Genomic DNA, 21,165 nt, shown 5'->3' with positions numbered 1-21,165 from the left:
TAAGCCTTTTATGCGTAAACATCATTTTGTCAGGTACTGGCTGCCGCTCGGGGTGTATGGTCTGCTGATTTTCATTCAGTCCATGTGTCCTTTGATGATTCCTGCTCTCCGGCATCTGGATAAACCCCTCCATTTTGCAGCCTACGCCGTTCTGGGGATTCTGGTGTTCCGGGCGCTTCGATCGCTGCCCGGATCCTTCGGGACGACCATGGCCGTTCCGGCGGCGGTGTTTGTGTCGGCCCTGGTCGGGTGCGGGGACGAACTGATTCAGATTTTTGTTCCCTCGCGCACCCTGGACCGGGCGGATTTTCTGTTCGATGTGCTGGGCAGTTTCTCCGGGATCGCGGTGTATCAGGCGGGCGTGATCTTGTGCCGGATGAAGGCAGGCTCCGGATCATCCGATTCCTGACCCTGCCCTGCTATGGGAAAAGGAGCAGAACCATGCGCATCGTGACACGACCGGATTTTGACGGGGTTGTCTGTGCGGTCCTTCTTCGTGAAGCCGAACCGTCGGCCCGCGACATCTACTGGGTCGAGCCGGGCCGGGTGCAACGAAAGGACGCCGAGATCCAGCCGGGTGATATCATGGCCAATCTTCCCTACGACCCCCGGTGCAGCCTGTGGTTTGACCATCACTATACCAACCGGACCCCCACGACCTTTGACGGCGCTTTTGCCATCGCCCCATCGGCGGCCGGGGTGGTCTATGGCTATTACCGGGACAGGCTGGGCGAACGTTTTGCCGAACTGGTGCGCCAGGCCGACAAGATCGATTCGGCGGATCTGACTGAAGACGAGGTGCTTCATCCCGAACGGTATCCCCATGTCCTGATTTCCATGACCATCAGCGGCAGGAACAGCGCCGATGTCTTTTATTGGGACAGGCTGGTTGGCCTTCTTCGTGAAAAAACCGTCGACGGGGTCATGGCCGATCCCGAGGTCGCCCGCCGATGCCGCGAGGCCGTTTCACGAAATCGAATCTTCCACGACAGGCTGCTGGCCCACACCACCGTTACCTCCGAGGTGGCGGTCACGGATTTCAGACCGCTCGACACGGCCCCCGAGGGCAATCGGTTTCTGGTCTACTCTCTGTTCAAGGAAGCGGTGGTCAGCGTGAAAATACGCTATGACCAGGCCGACCGCGGGCAGGTCGTCGTCAGTGTGGGGCACAGCATTTTCAACCGGAACTGCCGGGTCAATGCCGGACTGTTGCTTTCCCGATACAACGGCGGGGGCCATTTCGGTGCGGCGGCCTGCAGTTTTCCCGCCCATCGTGCGGAAATCTGGATTCCTGAAATCATTGAAACCCTGAAGAAAAACGAGCCGCTTACGGACGACCGGTCGTGACGCTTAAAACGCTGCTTGAACACCTGAAAGAGATCGAGGCGGCCTGTTCGGCCTGCAATCGCTGCGGTATGTGCCAGTCGGTCTGTCCGCTGTTTCAGGTCACCCGGCACGAGGGCGATGTGGCCCGGGGCAAGCTGGCCCTGCTCGACGGGCTGAGCCGGGAGATCCTCACCCGGCCCGAGAGGGTCCTTGAGAGACTGAACCGCTGCCTGCTTTGCGGCGCCTGTGAGCGGATCTGTTCGCGAAAGGTTCCCCTGACCGATCTGTTGATCCGGGCCCGCGTGATCATCACCGCCTATACCGGGCTTTCTCCCCTCAAAAAAATGGTGTTTCGGCTGGTTCTGACCCATCCCCGTCTGTTCGGCCTTCTGGTCCGCGCCCTTTCAAGGAGTCAGGGGCTGTTGTCCAAGAGGGCCGCCGATGCCGGAGCGGTCCGTGTGGTCCGGTTTTCGAACGGCCGGCGTTTGCCGACGATTCCGGCGGTTTCCTTTCGTGAACAGGGTCGTTTGTTGTCGCCTTCAGGCGGTGAACCCCGGGTGGTGTTTTTTTCCGGATGCCTGATCGATAAGGTGTATCCCCAGGTGGGGCTTGCCTGCATGAAGGTTCTTTCAGCCGCCGGAGCCTCGGTGTGTCTGATCGACGATGAGGTGTGCTGCGGTCTTCCGGCCCTGGCCGCAGGGGACGCTGCGGGGTTTCAGGCCCTGGTCCTTCAGAACCGCGATGCCTTGGGCCGTCTCACGTTTGACGCCCTGGTTACCGCCTGTGCGACCTGCACCTTTGCCGTTCGAGACCTGTGGCCGACCCTGGCCCCCGTTTCCGATCCGTCGTTTCATGCCCCGATCACGGATATCACCGAATTTATTCTGACCCGGGGCCGCCCCCTGGTTTTTGCTGAAAACCGTTCCGGGTCAACCATTCCTGTGACCTGGCATGATCCCTGCCATCTCAAAGGAAAGGGGGATGTGCCGACCCTGGTCCGCGGGCTTCTTTTACGTCTGCCGGGCTACACCTATGTGGAGTCGGCCGGGGCGGGCCTGTGCTGCGGGTCCGGGGGCAGTTTCAACCTGGATCACTACGATCTGTCGCTTTCCATCGGAAAAGCCAAGGTTCGCGGCATCATGGCCTCGGGAGCGTCCCAGGTGGTCACGGCCTGCCCCGGGTGCATGCTCCAGCTTACGGATCTTTTGGCCCGGGAGGGGTCGGATATCCGGGTCCGGCATATCATGGAACTGGTTGCCGAGTCCCTGGCCTGACGGATTGCGCTTAGATCGAAAAGGCGATGTATTTGATGGATTTTTCCCGGGCCAGGTAGCGTTTCTCATAGGTGGTCTGGATCCGTGTGATGTCTCCGAGGTCCCGGGTTTCGGCGTAAAGATCATCGGTTACGATGTGAAGCACCCCGTTGTTTTCCGGGATGCTTTCTCTGGAGAAATCATAGAGAATGTCACTGTCGGTCTTGAGATGGATCGGGCTTCCGGGGATGAACACCTGCTTGTAAAGGGCCAGAAACCGTCCGGAGGTCAGACGCCGTTTCCCGTTGCTGGTGGATTCATGGGGGTCTGGGAAGGTGATGTAGCCTTCGGAAAAATAATGATCGGGGAAATAGGCCGCAAGGCCTTCGATGCGGAGCCGGACGAAACACAGGTTCGTCAGATGCTCCGCCTGGGCCGCGCAGGCCCCCATCAGCATGCGGTCGCTTTTGATGTCGATCCCGATGAAATTCTTTTCCGGATGCTTCCGGGCCAGGTTGACGGTAAATTCCCCCTTGCCGCAGCCCAGCTCCGCCACCACCGTGTGATCGTTGCCGAAGTATGAGGGATCCCAGACCGACTCGAATTCAAACCGTTGATGGTCGATCAGCCGGGGGGAGATGATGTTGGACGTCTGATCGGCTGCCGCATATTTTCTTCGCTTCTTTTTTCCCATGACCCCTCACGATAAAAATAAAAAAAACTCTTGTAGCAGGGTATGGAAAAAACCGCCAGTGTTTTTGGACCGAAGAAATGCGGTCAGTTCGCATAGACGATGTTGACCAACAGGGGATTCAGGTCCCAGCTTCCGGGCCGGGGCAGGATCTGCTGGCCGCTGATGGTGATCCAGGACTGGTCGGGCTTCAGTCCCCTGAGTTTTCCGTCCTTGGGAAAGGACGCCTGGGGGGTGTGGTCGTAGACGACCTGGAACAGGCAGACCCCGTCTTTCTCCTCATAGTCGATCAGATAGTTTTTGGAAAAGGTGTCCAGGTTCATGCCGTTTTCTTCGGCGATGGCCAGCATTTCCGTCAGGGTCAGCCGGATCAGGGTGGTTTTGGACAGGCCGCGCTCGGAAAACCGCAGCAGGCAGCGGGATTCGCTGCTGCACACGTAGATCGTCGAAATGCAGGGGATGCGTTTCAAATACTGGGCCGCCACACTGGCCGCCGTGCGACGGCCTCCGGCCATGACGGGCAGGCCGTAGTATTCGAAGAACTTTTTCTGCACATCCTCGGCGTACTTGTCGCCTTTCTCGTAGAGGTCCTTGAGGATGTAGCGCAGATCCTTGGCCAGTTCCTCGGCGGCATCGGCGATGGGCCAGTCGATGCGCACATGGAAATGGGAAATGCCGTAGCGGTCCCTGGCTTTGATCGATTCGTCACGCTGGATCAGAAGGGCGTAGTCCACGTTTAAGAGCGTGTGAACAAATTCGTTAAACTGAAGGGAATCCAGGTACTTCTGGTTTCGGTCAAAATCATCGGACAGATTCAGGACCCCCGCAGCCGTCAGGTTGGTTTTGGTGGCTTTGTTGACGTCGAAGAAGCGGATGTATTTCTTGCAGGCCGCAGGAATCACGTCTTCCACGAAAATCAGAAGAAAGCTGTTGATGTCGTCGAATTCGGTGCCGGGAATCCGGGCGCGGGGTTTCAGCTCCCGTCGTTCCACAAAGGGGAAAGGCAGATCCTTTCGCTTGAAATTGTAGAAAGAATCCACCAGGCCGTAGGTGAGGGCCAGCTGGTCAAGATCGTCACGGAGTAATTCGTAGTAAGACCGTCTGAGTTTGTTGGCGCGGCTCAGCTCTTCCCTGTACCTCCACTGTGGCAATGAACGCCTCCCCTCTGTTGAAGTCCGGATGGTTGACCATGGCTTCCGCGTCGTGCACGTGCCTTTGTACGGGATGGTAGTAAATGGCTTCACGCACGGCACGCGGATGAATGATGGCTAAAAATAACACGATTTTATGGGGGCGTCAACACGGCGTGGGGCCGGTTTAAGAAAAAAGAAAAGCCCCGGTTTTTGAAAAACCGGGGCTTCAAGAATGACACGATGGGATCGAAACCGATCAATACTCGGGTTCGATGTATTCCGGAACGTTTACGTCCTGCAGTTCCTCACCCAGGTAGGTTCTCTCGTTGGGAGCCAGGATGCCCAGGGACAGAGCCAGGATGCTCCAGATATGAACCACGTGGTAATGGCTGCCGTAGTGCTCGGAAAGCTCATGGATCTGAGCGTGGCAGTTGTGGCAACCGGCAACGCAGTAGGTGGCGCCCGTGGCTTTGATCTGGGTGTCCTTGATCTTGCCGTAGGCCAGGCGCTCTTCCTTGAATCCGTTCTGGAGGAAGCCGCCGCCGCCGCCGCAGCAGAAGTTGTTGGATTTGTTCGGATACATGTCGACGAAGTTTTCTTCACCCACGATGGATTTCACCACGAAGCGAAGGTTATCCGCCGTTTCGTCGCCGAAGGTTTTCCGGATGATCTGGCAGGGATCCTGCACGGTGAACTTGAGCTTCAGATCCTTGTTCCAGTCCGGATTGGGTTTGAGTTTGCCTTCACGGATCCATTTGGCGTAGTAGTTGTAAATGTGATCCACTTTGAAGTCGTGTTTGATGTTGAACTTTTTCAGTCCTGCCAGGACTGAGAAGGTAACGTGCCCTCACTCGGTGTTGAGGAAGACGGGACATCCCAGCTCCTCACATTTCTCCGCGCTTTTCCGGGTGATGTGTTCCCATCCCTCGTCGTCGGCCAGGAACATGCAGTAGTTCTCACCGGCCCAGCCTTCGCTGCCGTAGGTCCAGTCCGCACCGACCAGGTTGAGTATTTTCCAGAGCGGCACCATTTCTTCGGGTTCGGTCATGGGTTCGCGGGAGTTCTGGTTGAGGAAGAACTCGGCGCCTTCCTTGTCGATGGGTGCCTGGAGGTCGCGTTCTTCCCACATGGGCTGGGAGGCCTTCACTTCTTCGAGAACGTCTTCGATAACGAATTCGAAGTCTTCCTGGGTACAGCCCATGGCGCTGCAGGTATCGACCTTGAGAGCCATGTCGCAGGATCCGAGGATCCCTTTGGGCCGTTCTTCCCGCGGAGTCAGTTTACGGGCGTTGAACACCAGCTGGGGAATGTTGATTTCCATGGGGCAGACGGTGTTGCAGCGCATGCACATGCTGCACATCCACACCCATTTGTGGTTCTTGATTTCTTCGTCCATGCCGAGAGCCGCCATGCGGAGAAACTTTCTCGGGTCCATATCGGCCAGCCCGGTGGCCGGGCAGCCGGAAGAGCACAGGCCGCACGTCAGACAGGCGTTGAGGTTCCCGCCTTCCGGCAGGATCTCCATCACCTTGTCCTTGAAGATACTTTTGGTATCTCCACTGATTCTAATCGCTTCATCAGCCATACTTACTTTATCCTCCTTAATCATTTTACCCGGAGCGGATGATCGACAACCCAACCGGGATAGAACGTGGGGCATGGCCGCGTTCTGGGGCCGAGCCATGCCCTGTGATGAAAAACATGATCAAATGGACGGGATGGTTCACGTCCATCGCTTTACCGAATGCTTTCAACCGTACTCCTGTCCATTTTAGGACAATAGTCCTTCTACTCTTAATTTTCATCGGATGTCAATAATTGTTTTTGCCTGCCGGACCGGTCGGAATCGCACCGACGACGTCTGTGGACCCAAACACGGGTCGTTTCAACGAAAGGCGTCAGGCCCGTCCTGCCTGCCGGAAACCCCGCCCCGGACCCGGAAAAGAAGCCGGGCGGCAAGGCCGTAAACGACCAGGCCCAGGGCGTCGGCCAGCATATCGGCGGTGGAGAAACTCCGGTAGGGGATAAAATACTGAATCACCTCGATCATGACGCCGTAGAGCATCAACGGGACGTATTTTGGGGGACCAAAGCCGCTTTTCGGGTAGGCGTAGTCGGTCAGAAAGGCCAGGACGGTGAAGCAGAGAGCGTGGTAGACCTTGTCGCTGAAATGCCCCGGCAGCGGCTCGTCGATACGGATAGAGGCCAGGTAAACGATAACGCAAAGAGACAGCCAGAGTGCGGCCCGGAAAAGGTGGTGCTGGAACCGGGGGAAAAGAATCGGCTTCATGGGCGTTTCGCCTTGAAGGCCCCGCCCGGATAAGACGGGGCCTTCGAATCAGTCGGTGATGAACAGCTTCAGGGATTCGATGACCGGGATGTCTTCCGTATCCAGAACCGCGACGATATTCTTGTGGAGCCGTTCCTTGAGTTTGGAAAAGATCCCGCGTTTCTTGGTAAAGCCGGCGGCAAAGGCCATGGCCTCACGGTTCAGTTCCTCCACATCGGCGCAGGCTTTGACGATGACCCCGTGTTCGGCCAGTTCGGCGGCACCCACACGCCTGCCGGACAGGTAGATGTCGTTGAACAGGGGGCGCGGCACGGCCTTGGTCACGAAGGCCACCATGCCCGGAAGAAAGGGGATGCCCAGGTCCACTTCGGGAAAGCAGAAGAATCCCCGGTCGGCACGCATGAACCGGAAATCACAGGCGCAGGCCAAAATGGCGCCGTTGCCGAAGGCGTGGCCGTTGACGGCGGCAATGGCAGGGACGGGAAACAAAAGGAGTTTCTTGAAGATCGTGTTCATGGCGTACATGAAATCCTTGATCTCCTGAAAGTCTTTGTCCTGGAATCGTTTGCTGATCCAGTCCACGTCGATGCCCAGGCAGAAGTTTTTGGGGTCCGTTGAGGTCAGCACCATGGCGTTGACCGATTGATCCTCGACGATCTCGTCGAGAATGCGGTTCATGACCGTCGCAAATTCAAGGTTATGGGTATTGCCGCCGTTGCACATGCTGACGCATGCGATGCCGTTCGTGTTTTTCCATTCCACAAGTGCCATGTTTTTCCTCGTCGTTGTCTTGGGTAACCGCATGCGCCGCCGGGCAAGCCGGGTGCGCCTTCTGTTCGAATCCTGTGTTTATAAGGTATGGCCGCGCGGGACTCAAGAGATTTTTTCATGACGATTATCCCCTGCGTCCCGGGCGAGACGATGCAGCGGCACGGCGCGCTGTGCCGCTACAGGATTATCCCGGGACGCCCAGCGATATCATTGACAAGCCTGATGTTTTTATATACCTTAAACCTTCACCATCTTTGAGACATGAAGCAGACGGACCTCCCCGTGCATCGATCATCGATTGTCCGGGCATGACGGTCCGGACAACCGAAGGAACGATCGATGATCGGACCTTTTTCGATGAAATCCATTTGACCTTTATGGGGAATGCCATGTTAATTGGACTGGATGTGGGTGGGACCCATACCGATGTGGTCCTGATAGGCCCGGATGGTCCGTTCAGAGAAGTGAAAGTGCCGACCGATACCGCGAATCTGTTTAAATCCGTTCTGACCGGTCTGGAGAAAATTACCGAGGGAATCGATACCGCCGCCATCAAGCGGGCGGTGTTGAGCACCACCCTGACCACCAACGCCATGGTGACCGGCCAGGTCGACGCCGTGGGCATGATCGTGGTGGGCGGCCCGGGCATCGATCCTGACGCCTTTCGGGTCTGTACTCACTATTACAGCGTGGCCGGCGCCGTGGATCACAGGGGCCGTGAAATCGAAAGCCTCGATGAAGGTCAGATTCTTGATATCGCGGCCCGGATGAAGGCCGACGGCATTCGGCATGTGGGGGTGGTGGCCAAGTTTTCCACACGCAACCCGTCCCATGAAATCCGGATTGAAAAGATATTGTCCGATTACGGCTTCGAAAAGATTTTTCAGGGCCACCGCATTTCCGGGAACCTGAACTTCCCCCGGCGCATCGCCACCACCTTCCTCAACGCCGCCGTGTATCCGATTCACAAGGATTTTTTTTATGCGGTCAAACAGTCCCTGATCGAAAAGGGGCTTCAGATCCCCATTCACATTCTCAAGGCCGACGGCGGCACCATGAGTTTCAGCTCGTCCATCGACTTTCCCGGTCAGACCATCCTTTCCGGGCCCGCCGCCAGCGTGATGGGGTCGATCAGCGCCGCGCCGGAAAAGGGGGATGTGGTCGTGCTCGACATCGGGGGAACCACCACGGACATCGCCGTTCTGATCAACCGGTCTCCGGTTCTGGAGCCTCTGGGCATCAGCCTGGGCGTTTACAAAACCCTGATCCGTTCCCTGAAAACCCATTCCATGGGGGTGGGGGGCGACAGCCTGGTTCAGGTCGTCGACGGCAACATCATCATCGGCCCCCAGCGCAAAGGCCCGGCCATGGCCTACGGCGGATCCTTTCCCACGCCCACCGACGCCCTGTTCGTCATTGAAGACATCGAAGGGGGCGATGCCGCGGCGGCCCGGTCCGGCATCGAGGCCCTGGCGCGAAAGCTGAATATCGGCGTCGTGCAGGCCGCCGAACGGATCTTCGAAAAGACCTGCACCATGATCATCGAGGCGGCGGCCACCCTGGTTCAGGACATCAACAGCAAGCCGGTGTATACGGTCCATGAACTGCTCGAAGGCTACACCGTGGCCCCGTCCCGGGTGCTGGTTCTGGGCGGGCCGGCCGAGTATTTTGTCCGCCATCTGAAGAAGATCTTCGGACCCGATGTGGAAGCGGTGCCCCGCTGGGGCGTGGCCAATGCCATCGGCGCCGGGCTGGCCCGGACCACCTGTGAGGTCAACCTGTTTGTGGACACCGAAAAAGGCGTGGTGCTGGCTCCGGAGGAGAATTACACCAAGGCCATTCGGGGCGTCTACTCGTATCGTGACGCCGAGGAGACCGCCTTTGAGCTCTTGCGGAAAAAAGCGGTGAAAAACGGCTCGGAAGCCGAAAACCTCCAGACCGAAATCGTCGAGAGCCTGTCGTTCAACATGGTCCGGGGATTTCGAACCACAGGCAAGAACATCAGGATCAGGGCCCAGGTGAAGCCGGGGCTCATCGAGGGCTATAAAGCCATTTGACCCCCGGAAAGGGGAACCGGAGAGACCTTATGCTGAGAGCGCATTACAAAACGGGGCTTGTGTTTTTCCCGGCCTTTGACTGGGCCATCGATCCCACCCATCCGGAGCGGGAAGAGCGGCTTTTGTATACCCAGGACCAGGTGTTCGAGGAAGGCCTGCTCGATATCGAGGGCATCGTCGAATACAAGCCGGATATTGTCAGCGAAATGGATATCAAACGGGTTCATTTCTGTGTGCCCGATGTGTTTTCCGTGACCACCAAATCCCATTTCATCAGCGCCGGCGGGGCCGTCACCATGGGCCGGGCCGTGATGGAAAAACAGATCGAACGGGGCTTCGCCCTGGTCCGGCCTCCGGGACACCATTCCATGCGGGTGGTCCACGGCAACCGGGGGTTCTGCAACATCAACAACGAAGCGATTCTGGTCGAGTTTCTCAGGCGGCATTACGGCGTGAACAAGGTCGCCATCGTGGACACGGACTGCCATCACGGCGACGGCACCCAGGATATCTACTGGCACGACCCCAACACCCTGTTCATCTCCATTCATCAGGACGGCCGGACCCTGTATCCGGGGTCGGGGTTCACAGACGAACTGGGCGGCCCCAACGCCTACGGCACCACCGTGAACATTCCGCTGCCGCCGCTCACCTCAGACGAAGGCTATCTCTATACCATCGAGCACGTGGTGCTGCCGATTCTGGATGAATTCAAGCCGGATATCATCATCAATTCCGCCGGGCAGGACAATCATTTCACCGACCCTCTGACCAACATGAATTTTTCCGCCCAGGGCTATGCGGACCTGACCCGGATGCTGAAACCGGACATCGCCGTCCTCGAGGGCGGTTATTCCATCGAGGGGGCGCTGCCCTACGTGAACACCGGCATCATTCTGGCCCTGGCCGGTCTGGATTACAAAGGCGTGGTGGAACCCGGTTTCGACGGGGCCCGCATCCGCCAGTCCGAGGATGTGACCCGGGCCATCCGGCGCATCGGCGAGGTGGTGATGAACAACTGGAACAACCGGCACGGGATGCAGGCGAAAATCCGCGGCGGACGGGAGTTCATCGAACGGCGCCGGAACATCATGTACGATACGGACATGATCTATGAAATGCAGAAAGATGAAATAAGGATCTGCGACGATTGTGCCGGTGCGCTCAAAATCGATTCCTCGGCCGACACCGGCCAGCATATCCTGGGCGTGCATATTCCCGTGAACGCCTGTGCCCGCTGTGACGCCGCGGCCCGGGCCTGGTTTGAAAAGGCCTCGGAAGGCCCTTACGACCGGGCCTTTCTTCAGGACCGGCCGAACGATGAGTATCACGAAGTCGTTTTCAAGCAACGGTAGGGACAGCACGACACGTGACCAGAGATTTTTCCCACCTGCGGACCCGGGCCCATGTGATGCGCCTGGTCCGCAGTTTTTTTTATGATCGGGGCTACCTGGAGGTGGACACCCCCATCCGCCAACCGGCCCTGATCCCCGAAGCTCATATCGATCCGGTGGAGTCCGAGGGGGCCTGCCTCCAGGCCTCGCCGGAAATCTGCATGAAGCAGTTGATGGCCCGGGGGCTGGACCGGCTGTTTCAAATCGCCCGGGTGTTCCGAAAACACGAGCGGGGCCGGAAACACCTGCCGGAATTCACCCTGCTCGAGTGGTACGCCGCAGGTGCCGATTACCGGGATCTGATGACGGATACCGAAGCCCTGGTGCGCGATCTGGCCCGGAATCTGGGATGCGGCAGCACCCTTGCCTATCAGGGCGCCCGCATCGACCTGGGCCGGCCCTTTGACCGTATCAGCGTGGCGGAATCCTTCGATCTTTATGGCTCCATGACCATGGCGGGCGCCCTTTCAGTGAACGCCTTCGACGAGGTCATGGGCCTTGAGATCGAGCCCCGGCTGGGCTGGGACCGTCCCGTGTTTCTGTATGATTACCCGGCCGAAAAGGCGTCTCTGGCCCGCCTGAGACCCGATGATCCGTCTGTGGCCGAACGGGTGGAGGTCTACATCGCGGGCCTTGAACTGGCCAACGGCTTTTCGGAGCTGACCTCCTCCGATGAGCAGCGTCTTCGCTTCGATGATGAAAACCGGATTCGCCGTGATCTGGGGAAACCCGTCTATCCGCTGCCGTCCCGGTTTCTCGACGCCCTTGATTACATGCCCGAGGCGGCAGGCATGGCCCTGGGTCTGGACCGGCTGATCATGCTTTTTTGCGACGCAGCAACCATCGACGAGGTGGTGCCCTTCGTTCCCGAAACCCTGTGAAAAGGAATCACCCATGACTGTTCTCAAACGCCTCGGCGGTATTGTTCTGTCCGTTCTGATGCTGGCCCTGATTGTGTGTACGGCCCCGGTTTTTTTTCTGATTTCCCTGATGCTCTGGTGCCTGACGGCGCCCGTTGATCCCAACCGGCGGGTGCTTCACCGCTTCACCTGCTATTGTCTGGCCTTCTGGGCCTTTGTCATGCCCACCTGGCGGATCAAGGTCGAGGGCAGGGAGAAGATCAGGAAGGATGCGGTCTATGTGATTGTGGCCAACCATCAGTCCCAGCTCGACATCGTCATGACGGCCCTTTTGTTTACCCATTTCAAATGGGTTTCCAAAGCGGAGATCGTCCGGGTGCCCCTGTTGGGATGGCAGATGGCCCTGAACCGCTACATCCTGATCAGGCGGGGCTATGTGAACAGTATTTCGAAAATGATGGCCGACTGCGAAGAGGCCCTGGCAAAAGGATCGTCGGTGCTTCTGTTTCCCGAAGGCACCCGCTCCGAAGACGGAACGATAAAGCCCTTCAAACCCGGCGCCTTCATTCTTGCCGGAAAACAAAAGGTCCCCGTGCTGCCCGTGGTTATCTGCGGGACACGGGACGCCCTGCCCAAAAACAGCCTGCTGTCGTTGGGGGTTCACCCTATCCGCGTGAAGGTGCTCGACGAGATTCCCTACGCGGAGCATGCCGCCCGCAGTCAGGAGGAAAACCGGGACATGACCCGGGCTCTGATGACCAAACATCTCACCCTGATGCAAAAACGTCTGGAACTGGGCCTGTTCTGAGCGGCCCTGACCGGTTCGCGTTGGGGGGAACCGGGTCGGAATGTTGGCACAAAGGGTTTCAAGGGGATTGCCTCATGGGCCTGTGATCGGTATAGTGGTGATGTTTGCGGCCCTTGTCGTCGTTCCGGCGCCTTGGGGTCGACCAAGACTTGAATAAGGAGTCCTTATGCTTTTGCAAAAAAAGATTCTGAAAACCCTGGCCGGACTGGCTGTGCTGACCGTTCTGCTTCAGACGGTTTCCTGCGGATTCATTCTCTATCCGGAACGCCGGGGGCGTACGTCGGGATACATCGATCCCGGGGTGGCCATTCTCGATGCCATTTTGTTCATTCCCGGTATTCTGCCGGGGGTGGTGGCCTTTGCCGTGGATTTTACCACCGGCTGCATTTACACGTCCGAGCGGCGTTTCAGCGCCGAGCTCCTGAACGGGGAACAGGACCCCGGGCTGCTCGACCAGGCCATCCTTCAGCTGGATATTCCGGCCCTTGAGCATGTTCTTTCGGAAAAGGCGGGAAAGCCCGTCATGCTTGATCCGGCCGGGATTCGGGTGCTCCGGGTCAACGATCGGGAAACCATTTCCCGGTACTTTCACACCGACGGGACGGTGTTGATGTCCGGCGTCCCGTCCCGCGCCGACCAAAGCCGTCATGCACGGATCAGGGGATAGCATCATGATGCCCCTTGACGCCCTGATTCCCTTTTTTATGGCCTCCCTGGTGCTGGCCCTGGTGCCCGGTCCGGATAATATTTTCGTGATGACCCAGTCGGCGGTCCACGGCAGGATGTCTGGCCTTCTGGTGACCCTGGGCCTGTGTACCGGGCTTTTGGTTCACACCACCGCCGTGGCCTTCGGCGTGGCAGCCGTGTTCACGGCGTCGGCCCTGGCCTTTGCGGTGCTGAAAACCGTGGGCGCCGCCTATCTGCTTTATCTGGCCGTGCTGTCGTTCCGGGCGCGGCCCACCCCGCCGGGCGAGGGCGGCAAGGATCGGATGGCGGCGGGCAAACTCTATGTCCGGGGCATCGTGATGAACGTCACCAACCCCAAGGTCTCGATTTTCTTTCTGGCCTTTCTTCCCCAGTTCGCCGATCCAAAACGCGGGGCCATCACCGTCCAGATGATCATTCTCGGCAATGTGTTTATCGTCGCCACCATTCTGGTGTTCGGCACCATCGCCCTGATGGCCGGTGCCCTGGGCGAATGGCTGACCCGCTCCGTCCGGGCCCAGCTGATCATGAACCGCCTGGCGGGCACGGTTTTCGGATTGTTGGCGTTGAAGCTGATTACGACGGAGCGGTGAGGGCGGTTTTCCGTTTTTCACGGACGGGCACGGACGAGCACGGACGGGGTGGACGGGGTGGACAGGCTGTAGAAGGCAAAGCGAGCGCGTGACCGTCACACAGGCGTTTTCCCTATCTGTTTGTCAAACGTTTCAAAAGTTTGGCCCCCGGCAGGGCCGCCGGAGGCATTTAAATTCCTTATAACGCCATTTTTTCCGCGGCGATCAGCGCCGCGCCCAGGGCGCCGTTGATCTGGGGGTCCATGTCCGGCAGGCGTTTGACCGGCAGTCCCAGGCCTTCGGACAGGGCCTTGAACACGCCGCTGTTCTTGGCCACGCCGCCGGTCATCACGATGTCCTGGTCAAGGCCGATGCTTTTGGCCAGGGAGGCCACCCGGCCGGCCAGGGCCTTGTGAAGGGCCCGGGCGATGTCCTGGGGTTTTTTCCGCTCGTTGATCAGGGACACCACCTCGGTTTCGGCAAAGATCACGCACTGGTTGGAGATGGTGAGTTTTTCCGTGCTCTGTTCGGAAAGATCGCCCATGCCTTCCAGGGGCACGCCCAGGGCCTCGGCCATGATTTCGAGGAAGCGTCCGGTGCCCGAGGCGCACTTGTCGTTGTAAACATAGCGGACGATGCTGCCGTTTTCATCCATCCGGATGGCCTTGGCGTCCTGACCCCCGATGTCGATGACCATCCGGGCCGACGGCATCTGCCGCCAGGCGCCCTTGGCGTGGCAGGAGATTTCCGATTCCGACTGGTTCACGAAGGGAATCCGGTCTTTCCCGTAGCCCGTGCCCACGGCGAAGTCGATATCAGGCCGGGTAAGTCCCGCCATGGCGAGGGCCTTGTCCAGCACCCGTTCCGCCGATTCCTTCGGTTTGGTCCCCGCCCGTTCCACCGCGCCGGCGATCATCTTGCCGTCGTTCAAGATCACGGCCTTGGCCGTGAGCGATCCCACATCACACCCCGCAACGATCATGCCGCACCTCCTCCGTTTATTCGTGACTGTGAAAAAAGCGCGGCCCCGATGGCCCCGGCGATCTGGGGGTCCGCTTTCCGGACGTTTCTGATCCGAAGTCCCAAGACCTTTTCGAGGGTGGACACCACCCCTTTGTTCTTGGCCACGCCGCCGGTCATCACCACGTCTTTTTCCGGTTTTACGGCCCCGGCCATCATGGCCACCCGTTTGGCCATGGCGGCGTTGATGCCTGCGCCGATGTCTTCCACGCTGTGGCCGGAGTTCAGGTACTTGATCACATCCGCCTGGGCCCAGACCGTGCAGGTGCTGGCAAAGGTGATGGGGGTTTCGGTTTTCTCCGTGAGGTCTCCCAGTTCGGTGAGGCTGATATCGAGCACCCGGGCCATGACCTCCAGAAACCGTCCCGTGCCCGAGGCGCATTTGTCGTTGGTGATGAACTTTTCGACCACCCCTTTTTTGTCGATGCGGATCACCTTGCAGTCCTGGCCGCCGATGTCGATGACGGTACGAACCGACGGCACAAGCCACAGGGCTCCTTTGCCGTGGCAGGCGATTTCCGATTTTGCCTCGTTGACGAAGCTGATGTTCTCCCTGCCGTATCCCGTGCCCACACAGTAGGCGATATCCGATGCCCTGGCCCCTGCGTTTTCAAGGGCCAGGGCCAGGGCGGCGTCCGCCGAAGCCTGGGGATCGGACAGGGATTTCACCACGCCGACACCCGCAAGCGCATTTTTTTTCATGATGACGGCCTTGGATGTGAGGGATCCCACATCACAGCCTGCGACCAGTGTCATAACAACCCCCTTACATTGAAAAATTCGCTTAGCCGTTCACGGGACGCCTCCCAGGATTCCACCCGTTCGTCAAAGGCGTCCCCGTTCATGACATGGGTGGGTATTCCGTTCTTTTCGAGATCCGCGGCAAAGGGTTTCACCATGCCCCAGGTGTTCCTGCACCCCGGCGTGCCGTTGTAGATCACGCAGTCCACCTTGAACATTTTGCAAAGGGCCAGGGTCTCGTCCAGCCACATGCCGGGCCGGTCATAGGGCCCCCTTATGCTGCGGACCATGGGCATCCTCGCGTTCATCTGGGCGATGCTGTCGATCATGGTTTCGATGGACGAGGTGTCGATGCCGTAGCCCGAGCCTTCCAGGCCGTCCATGTAGGGTGAGTCCAGATTGAAGGTCCGGGACAGGATACCGCCCAGGTGGGCGATGCCGTTTTGGTTCAGATAGTCGTAGAAATTAAGATTGATGGCGTAGTGGTCGATGTAGCACATGAAGGCCCGCAGGTTCTCCTTGCCGGAGCTGAGCCCCGATTCGCCTTTGGCCGCCTTGTCGGCCGCCGTCTCGAGCATTTCCTGCAACAGCTTCGTGTACACCGGCTCCCCGGCGAACATGAACCGCCCCCCGTAGATGAACAGATTGAACACCACGGGCAGAGGGGTGGGAACCATGCGGTGGTAGTCTTCCAGGTCGGACACGATCCGGTCCTGGATTTTGATTTCATCGAGGATGGTTTTCAGGCGGTCCGGATCGAGCGTCTTTCCCGTGTTCGCTTCGAGAAAGTCGATCATGGCCATGTAATCTTCCAGATGGTAGGCGTTCGTCCGTTCATCCCCCAGGGTCTGGGGGTAGTTCAACTGGAAATAGGGTTTGTCCAGAAAGGCGGCGGCGAAGGTAAAGGAATTGGCGTTGGTGTCGCAGACCCCCGGTGTGTCGCAGACCACCATGTCCACATGGGCCCCCAGGCCTGCCAGATAGGCTCCCAAAGACCCCCGCTGGGCGGAACAGGCCGTCTCCGTCAGGCCCAGCTCCACCGAGTAGTCCAGGTAATCGACAACGCCCCGTTTCCACATCAGGCGTCCGAAGGTGGTGAGGACCTCCAGCGTTACCGGCACCACGTCCATGGAATAGAAAATCGACGGGGAAAAACAAAAGGTGGTGAGGGCCACTTTTTTCCCTTTGTCGTGGGCGGTGACGATGTTTTCCAGGTATTCCGCGAGCATTTTGAGAAAGGTGACCCCCGGTTTCCCCGCCTGGACAATGGCATCCAGAACCCCGCTGAAATAGGGGATATAGGGCTGAAGACGTTCGTATTCCTTGCGTGATCCGTCGGCGGTTCGTGACGCGGCCATCATGATGCTGAAAAGCATCCAGTCCATGTTGTATTCCCTGATTTCCGGTCTCATATCGCCTCCATCTCCCAGAGTGTTTCCTGTTGGGCCGGGCGGGATTCAAGCCTTTCGAAAAAGGCGTCGAGCCGCATCTTCAGCCGTCCTGTTTCAACCAGGGGCCCGTATTCCCGTTCCAGACGGAGACAGGGAATGCCCTCTTTTTCCAGATCCCGTTCGAACAGGCCGTTTTCCGATCCGTGGAGGTCGCAGAACCTTATGTTCTGCATGACCACGGCCTCCACACGGGCACGAGCGATGAGGGATTTCAAAATGGCCAGCCGTTCCTTGTACTTTCCGTACATCCGGGGACAGGTGGAACCCCCCAGGTAGGCTTTGGCCAGGGCCTCGATGGGGTCGCCCGTTTCCACGACCTCGTTGCCCTCGTCCCGGACCCCGAAACAGAGGTTCTCCGAAACCGTCACGGCCCGTCCCTCCTGCTCGACCAGCTCCACCAGACCGATGTCGTCGCTGACGCTGCCGATAAGCATGATGCGCTTGCGTCCGTCTTTTTTTCCTTTCTTTTTTTTCAGGGAATCGACCAGGGTATCCAGAAGGTCCGTGTAGACCTCCCGGGGCATGGCCGTGCCCGCCATGGTCACGGCAAAGGCGTCGGTGCCGGAAATCACCACGGTGTCTTTCGATCTCAGATCTTCCAGCTCCTTCAGACGTCGCCGGGCCCGGTTGTACAGACCGATGGACTCCCGGAGCCCGTCGTCGGTGAGACGGACGCCGAACTGCCGCTCCACCGCCGTGATCAGGTTCACGATTTCCTCCTGGAACCACTTCAGACCGTGTCCTTCGGTTTTGTGGGGCACGTCGAAGTAATAGAAAAAAGGCGGCACAATGCCCGGTGTGGTCTCGCCTGCTTTTCGCCAGCATTCGTCCAGGCGGCGCATGCTGTCACAGCCCGGGGTGATGACGGCCCCGTCGAGAAAGTCGTATTTTCCTTTCCCTGCCAGTTGAAGCACACATTTGGGAAAGGTGCAGATGTACGGACCGAAATAGGCGTCGGCGATGTCCATGCTTTCCGTTTCGATGCCCCGGAGCCGGTAGGGAAGAATTCCCGCGGCGTGCAGAATTTCCGACGGCACGTAGGAGCAGGTGTAGCCCACCACCTTTCCGCCCCCGGCCTTCCACTCTTTCAGGTGATGGTTTTGGATGCGGGTGATCGCATCGTAAAAATCATCCATCATGAGACCACCTCCTCATCGCCAAGGAGCAGGGTGCGCAGCATGGCCCGCGCTTCGGCGGCTTCCTGCTCGTAATCGTCGTCTTGGGGTTCGAGCACCGCGCACAGGTGTTTCACCGCCTTGGGCACCAGCACCCGTTCCAAGGGCATCAGGGCTTCGCCCACGGTCTCGAAAAACAGCGAAAGCCCGTCGCTTACCTCGTACAGATCCAGGGCGTCCACGAACGAGGTGACAAGTCCGGGGATCAGGTCGGGCTTGAGGTCGCTGATTTTGTTTATAAAAAGGAATAAAAGGTTCACCACTTCGGCCAGGTCCTGGGTTTCTACGGCCGTGAGGCCTTTTTCCGCCGCATCGGCCACGTCCTTCTCGGGGAGCCGGGTCATGGCGGACATGTGGTGCAGAAGGGCTCTGATCTGCGCGTTTTTGAGCGACGAATAGCGGATGATCCGGCGTTCCAGGCGCTCGGGGTTTTCCTTCATCACCTGGTAGAAGACCCGGGCCACGATTTCCTTTTCCTCTTCGAAGGCCACCTTGGCTTTCCACATCAGCTCCCCGTCGAACACGGAAAGGAAGTCTTCCAGAAAGCGGATGAGATCCGCGGGCAGCCTGCTGGTTCCCGGATCACCGAGAAGGGCGCTGCCCGTGTGGAGCTTCCGGACGATCTCGGACACCTGGTTCAGGAGCCGGGCCGTTTTTTTGCCGTCCACCTTGCGGAAGATGGACAGCACCACGTCGGTCAGAAGATCCGGCGATATTTTGTTGGTCATGGCGAGGAATTCCGCAGACACAAACGTTGCGGAATTCACGATGTCCGCGATGAAACTCAGGCCCAGCACCAGTTTGGACGGGTATCTGTAAAGGGTGTCCATCGAAGTTTTGACCAGGATGCCGATGTCGCCGGCCGACAGATCGAGAAAATCCCTGATTTCCCCGAAGTCCAGCTCCTCCATTCGGCGGATCAGGGCCGGGGCCAGTTTTTCGGACAGAAAGGCGGGGTTTTCCTCGTAGCAGCGGTTCAGGGTTTTCAGGATCACGCTTACGCTGTCGCCGAGCCGGCTTTGGGCCAGGCTGTCCAGCAACTCGGAGACGAACCGTTTCCGGTCCTCCTCGCCGGCCGTTTCCAGATGATCGGTCAGGGCATTCAGGGCCTCAACCGTCACGGTCAGCACCGAGGGGAGAAACCGGGTCGCAGAGCCGGTGAAGGCCGCATCCTGCATCAGCTCGGCAAGGCCCGGATGGACTCCCGGCCCATGGCCGTTCATCTTTTTCCGGACAAAGCCTTCGATCTGGTCCGCGATTTTTCTTTTCAGCCGATTTTGACCGGCCCAGGCCTCCACGATGTCCGGCACCACATCCGCCACAAGTCCCCGTGTTTCACGAGCCTTCAGAAGACCGGCGATGACGGCGGACAGGTCGTGGGACCCGCCATTTCGGATCCCTTGGGACTCCCCTTCAAAACGAGGTGTTTTCATGTCTCATGCTCCTTCATGGTGGTTGACGCCCATCAACAGAACAGCGATGCGGCCATTTTCTGCGCCGGATCAAACGGGTCGTGCATTGTGTTTTTTGTGTAGATTGTCTTTTGTCGACAATTTGGCATGGCAGGCGCAGGCTGTCAAGGACTTTTTCAGCAGGTTTTTTCATATGTGTAAAAAAATAGGTAAATCGGCAGGCTTACGGCCCCATGCCGGCGACTTGGCAAAACGTCCGATTTTAAGCGTTGCGCCTCATCCCTCGTCACTGCGTCGTACCCTGAGTACCCATCATCCTTTCGGATTCGCGACGTCTTGAACTCGAACGTTTTTCTTTGCCGTCATGTGATGCTTTTTACGAGATCGTCAATTATACGCACCCCCCTTGGGGTTGAAATCATAATCAGCCATCATGAGGAAAAAAACCGGTTGATTTTGACGTCGATGCCAAGACCGTCCGCGCGGTGACCGTGTACGATACGTTCCGAAAGACCGACGGGGTAGTCCGGGCGGCCCATCGTTGACGCCCGGCTCCCCGTTCTGTGAACGGTGTTGATCTTTACCGGGATATTGGATAAAACAAACGTGCACCCATCATGGGGGATCTTGCCGGTTATCAACCACAGTACAGGGAAAAGCGGGGGGCGGCATGGGGTTCAGCCTGTCGAAAAATCTGTCCGATCAGATTGCCGATCATTTGATCGACAAGGTCATCCGGTTCGACATCGCGCCGGGCGAGAGGATTTACGAGCAGAAGGTGGCCGAGGAAATGGGCGTCAGCCGGTCTCCGGTGCGGGAGGCCTTCCGGATTCTTGAAAAAACCGGGCTGGTCGAACTGGTTCCCCGCTGCGGGGCCCGGGTCACGGGTCTGTCGAAAAAGAGCATCGAGTCTTACTGCGATGTGTTCGCCCTGCTTTTCGGCCATGTGGTCCGGCGCTGAATCGAAACCTGCGATGAGGCTCATCGCCTGGCATTGATCGAAGCCCTGGACCGGATGGAAGATGCGGCCGGACGGTTCGACAACCGGGATTTTTACCGGGCTCTTCTGGATTTTACCGAAGCCGGGATCGCCTCGACGAAAAATACGGTGCTTTTCCAGGTGGTGATGAGCATCATGCCCAACCTCCAGCGGCTTCAGTACATCGCCATCATGCTGAAAAACAACCAGGACGCCCTGAAGAACAACTGCCGCTATTTCGAAACCATCGTCGAGGCCTTGCACGAACGGGACCCGGACAAGGGCGTCCGCGCCGTCGACGCCTACATCCGCAGTGAAAAGGACCAGGCCCTTTCGCTGGTCGAGGATTCGCCCCTGTCGGCGTTTTTGGTCGACGATCCGGGCTGATAGGGGAGACGCTCCAGGGCAATCGCATGTTTCATATCCTTGAAGAAAAGCAAAAAACGGCCTTCGTGAGAATCTCAGCGGATTGATCTCAGATCAATCCTGTCGACTTAAACACGTCTCCCTGCCGGCAAGAAATACAT

The 21,165-nt window shown here is 58.4% G+C and carries 21 protein-coding genes; 11 read left to right on the top strand and 10 right to left on the bottom strand.

From position 1 onward, the window contains the following. Positions 1-10 precede the first annotated feature (10 nt). Genes ACYQ11_RS08425 through ACYQ11_RS08415 form a run of 3 tightly spaced genes read left to right on the top strand, consistent with a single transcriptional unit; the run spans position 11 to position 2,600 of the window. Positions 11-409: a VanZ family protein gene (locus tag ACYQ11_RS08425; protein ID WP_459923334.1), complete on the top strand. Its 399-nt coding sequence runs from the start codon at positions 11-13 to the stop codon at positions 407-409. 32 nt (positions 410-441) lie between these two features. Beyond that, a complete protein-coding gene (locus ACYQ11_RS08420; RefSeq protein ID WP_459923333.1) occupies positions 442-1,347 on the top strand; it encodes an exopolyphosphatase in 906 nt (301 codons plus the stop codon). Beyond that, positions 1,344-2,600 carry a (Fe-S)-binding protein gene (locus ACYQ11_RS08415; RefSeq protein WP_459923332.1) on the top strand — a complete coding sequence of 419 codons (1,257 nt, stop codon included), beginning with the start codon at positions 1,344-1,346 and terminating at the stop codon, positions 2,598-2,600. The genes ACYQ11_RS08420 and ACYQ11_RS08415 overlap by 4 nt, the downstream gene beginning before the upstream one ends. 10 nt (positions 2,601-2,610) lie before the next feature. Here ACYQ11_RS08415 and trmB read toward each other — a convergent pair whose 3' ends face one another. The 5 genes from trmB to ACYQ11_RS08390 form a co-directional block, all read right to left on the bottom strand. Beyond that, positions 2,611-3,273, bottom strand: a complete 663-nt coding sequence (gene trmB / locus ACYQ11_RS08410; protein ID WP_459923331.1) for a tRNA (guanosine(46)-N7)-methyltransferase TrmB — start codon at positions 3,271-3,273, stop codon at positions 2,611-2,613. An 83-nt stretch (positions 3,274-3,356) separates the two neighbouring features. Next, positions 3,357-4,421, bottom strand: a complete 1,065-nt coding sequence (locus tag ACYQ11_RS08405; protein WP_459923330.1) for a hypothetical protein — start codon at positions 4,419-4,421, stop codon at positions 3,357-3,359. 238 nt (positions 4,422-4,659) lie between these two features. After that, positions 4,660-5,988, bottom strand: coding sequence for a (Fe-S)-binding protein (locus ACYQ11_RS08400; RefSeq protein WP_459923329.1), 1,329 nt, complete (start codon positions 5,986-5,988; stop codon positions 4,660-4,662). A gap of 300 nt (positions 5,989-6,288) precedes the next feature. Further along, positions 6,289-6,693 carry a VanZ family protein gene (locus ACYQ11_RS08395; protein ID WP_459923328.1) on the bottom strand — a complete coding sequence of 135 codons (405 nt, stop codon included), beginning with the start codon at positions 6,691-6,693 and terminating at the stop codon, positions 6,289-6,291. A gap of 48 nt (positions 6,694-6,741) precedes the next feature. Beyond that, entirely contained in the window at positions 6,742-7,464 is a 723-nt protein-coding gene (locus ACYQ11_RS08390; RefSeq protein ID WP_459923327.1) for an enoyl-CoA hydratase/isomerase family protein, read from the bottom strand. Between the two features lie 389 nt (positions 7,465-7,853). Between ACYQ11_RS08390 and ACYQ11_RS08385 the strand changes: the two genes are divergently transcribed. From ACYQ11_RS08385 to ACYQ11_RS08360, 6 genes are all read left to right on the top strand, one after another. Next, on the top strand, positions 7,854-9,521 hold the full coding sequence (locus ACYQ11_RS08385; RefSeq protein ID WP_459923326.1) for a hydantoinase/oxoprolinase family protein: 1,668 nt from the start codon (positions 7,854-7,856) through the stop codon (positions 9,519-9,521). 29 nt (positions 9,522-9,550) lie between these two features. After that, positions 9,551-10,876, top strand: coding sequence for a histone deacetylase family protein (locus ACYQ11_RS08380; protein ID WP_459923325.1), 1,326 nt, complete (start codon positions 9,551-9,553; stop codon positions 10,874-10,876). Positions 10,877-10,890: 14 nt separating this feature from the next. Beyond that, complete coding sequence (epmA, locus tag ACYQ11_RS08375; protein ID WP_459923324.1) at positions 10,891-11,796, top strand: EF-P lysine aminoacylase EpmA; 906 nt, start codon at positions 10,891-10,893, stop codon at positions 11,794-11,796. A gap of 13 nt (positions 11,797-11,809) precedes the next feature. Then, positions 11,810-12,583 (top strand): lysophospholipid acyltransferase family protein, encoded by a 774-nt coding sequence (locus tag ACYQ11_RS08370; RefSeq protein WP_459923323.1) that lies wholly within the window; start codon positions 11,810-11,812, stop codon positions 12,581-12,583. Positions 12,584-12,749: 166 nt separating this feature from the next. Then, a complete protein-coding gene (locus ACYQ11_RS08365) occupies positions 12,750-13,250 on the top strand; it encodes a hypothetical protein (RefSeq protein ID WP_459923322.1) in 501 nt (166 codons plus the stop codon). Positions 13,251-13,254: 4 nt separating this feature from the next. After that, on the top strand, positions 13,255-13,881 hold the full coding sequence (locus ACYQ11_RS08360) for a LysE family translocator (RefSeq protein WP_459923321.1): 627 nt from the start codon (positions 13,255-13,257) through the stop codon (positions 13,879-13,881). A 178-nt stretch (positions 13,882-14,059) separates the two neighbouring features. Here the strand turns inward: ACYQ11_RS08360 and ACYQ11_RS08355 are convergent, their stop codons facing one another. From ACYQ11_RS08355 to ACYQ11_RS08335, 5 genes are read right to left on the bottom strand one after another with little or no spacing between them, the layout of a single operon-like run. After that, positions 14,060-14,842, bottom strand: coding sequence for an acyl-CoA dehydratase activase (locus ACYQ11_RS08355; protein ID WP_459923320.1), 783 nt, complete (start codon positions 14,840-14,842; stop codon positions 14,060-14,062). After that, positions 14,839-15,636: an acyl-CoA dehydratase activase gene (locus ACYQ11_RS08350; protein WP_459923319.1), complete on the bottom strand. Its 798-nt coding sequence runs from the start codon at positions 15,634-15,636 to the stop codon at positions 14,839-14,841. Before ACYQ11_RS08350 ends, ACYQ11_RS08355 begins: the two co-directional genes overlap by 4 nt. Beyond that, positions 15,633-17,033, bottom strand: a complete 1,401-nt coding sequence (locus tag ACYQ11_RS08345; protein ID WP_459923318.1) for a 2-hydroxyacyl-CoA dehydratase subunit D — start codon at positions 17,031-17,033, stop codon at positions 15,633-15,635. Before ACYQ11_RS08345 ends, ACYQ11_RS08350 begins: the two co-directional genes overlap by 4 nt. After that, positions 17,030-18,211, bottom strand: coding sequence for a 2-hydroxyacyl-CoA dehydratase subunit D (locus tag ACYQ11_RS08340; protein ID WP_459923317.1), 1,182 nt, complete (start codon positions 18,209-18,211; stop codon positions 17,030-17,032). Before ACYQ11_RS08340 ends, ACYQ11_RS08345 begins: the two co-directional genes overlap by 4 nt. Then, the gene (locus ACYQ11_RS08335; protein WP_459923316.1) at positions 18,208-19,680 is read right to left on the bottom strand and encodes a hypothetical protein; all 1,473 of its coding nucleotides are present in this window, start codon (positions 19,678-19,680) and stop codon (positions 18,208-18,210) included. The genes ACYQ11_RS08340 and ACYQ11_RS08335 overlap by 4 nt, the downstream gene beginning before the upstream one ends. A gap of 649 nt (positions 19,681-20,329) precedes the next feature. Here ACYQ11_RS08335 and ACYQ11_RS08330 point away from each other — a divergent pair. Further along, the gene (locus ACYQ11_RS08330) at positions 20,330-20,620 is read left to right on the top strand and encodes a GntR family transcriptional regulator (protein WP_459923315.1); all 291 of its coding nucleotides are present in this window, start codon (positions 20,330-20,332) and stop codon (positions 20,618-20,620) included. Continuing rightward, complete coding sequence (locus ACYQ11_RS08325) at positions 20,621-21,025, top strand: FCD domain-containing protein (RefSeq protein WP_459923455.1); 405 nt, start codon at positions 20,621-20,623, stop codon at positions 21,023-21,025. It begins immediately after the preceding gene. The last annotated feature ends 140 nt before the right edge of the window (positions 21,026-21,165 follow it).

This window comes from Desulfatiferula olefinivorans (genome assembly GCF_054657895.1).
This window is presented reverse-complemented; position numbering and strand designations above follow the sequence as displayed.

Excerpts from the sequence above, each read along its gene's own strand:
- ACYQ11_RS08370 (WP_459923323.1), top strand. The coding sequence starts at position 11,810 with ATGACTGTTCTCAAACGCCTCGGCGGTATTGTTCTGTCCGTTCTGATG.
- ACYQ11_RS08385 (WP_459923326.1), top strand. The coding sequence starts at position 7,854 with ATGTTAATTGGACTGGATGTGGGTGGGACCCATACCGATGTGGTCCTG.
- ACYQ11_RS08345 (WP_459923318.1), bottom strand. The coding sequence starts at position 17,033 with ATGAGACCGGAAATCAGGGAATACAACATGGACTGGATGCTTTTCAGC.
- ACYQ11_RS08340 (WP_459923317.1), bottom strand. The coding sequence starts at position 18,211 with ATGATGGATGATTTTTACGATGCGATCACCCGCATCCAAAACCATCAC.
- ACYQ11_RS08330 (WP_459923315.1), top strand. The coding sequence starts at position 20,330 with ATGGGGTTCAGCCTGTCGAAAAATCTGTCCGATCAGATTGCCGATCAT.
- ACYQ11_RS08360 (WP_459923321.1), top strand. The coding sequence starts at position 13,255 with ATGATGCCCCTTGACGCCCTGATTCCCTTTTTTATGGCCTCCCTGGTG.
- ACYQ11_RS08350 (WP_459923319.1), bottom strand. The coding sequence starts at position 15,636 with ATGACACTGGTCGCAGGCTGTGATGTGGGATCCCTCACATCCAAGGCC.
- ACYQ11_RS08355 (WP_459923320.1), bottom strand. The coding sequence starts at position 14,842 with ATGATCGTTGCGGGGTGTGATGTGGGATCGCTCACGGCCAAGGCCGTG.
- trmB (WP_459923331.1), bottom strand. The coding sequence starts at position 3,273 with ATGGGAAAAAAGAAGCGAAGAAAATATGCGGCAGCCGATCAGACGTCC.
- ACYQ11_RS08335 (WP_459923316.1), bottom strand. The coding sequence starts at position 19,680 with ATGAAAACACCTCGTTTTGAAGGGGAGTCCCAAGGGATCCGAAATGGC.
- ACYQ11_RS08420 (WP_459923333.1), top strand. The coding sequence starts at position 442 with ATGCGCATCGTGACACGACCGGATTTTGACGGGGTTGTCTGTGCGGTC.
- ACYQ11_RS08425 (WP_459923334.1), top strand. The coding sequence starts at position 11 with ATGCGTAAACATCATTTTGTCAGGTACTGGCTGCCGCTCGGGGTGTAT.
- ACYQ11_RS08365 (WP_459923322.1), top strand. The coding sequence starts at position 12,750 with ATGCTTTTGCAAAAAAAGATTCTGAAAACCCTGGCCGGACTGGCTGTG.
- ACYQ11_RS08380 (WP_459923325.1), top strand. The coding sequence starts at position 9,551 with ATGCTGAGAGCGCATTACAAAACGGGGCTTGTGTTTTTCCCGGCCTTT.
- ACYQ11_RS08390 (WP_459923327.1), bottom strand. The coding sequence starts at position 7,464 with ATGGCACTTGTGGAATGGAAAAACACGAACGGCATCGCATGCGTCAGC.
- ACYQ11_RS08395 (WP_459923328.1), bottom strand. The coding sequence starts at position 6,693 with ATGAAGCCGATTCTTTTCCCCCGGTTCCAGCACCACCTTTTCCGGGCC.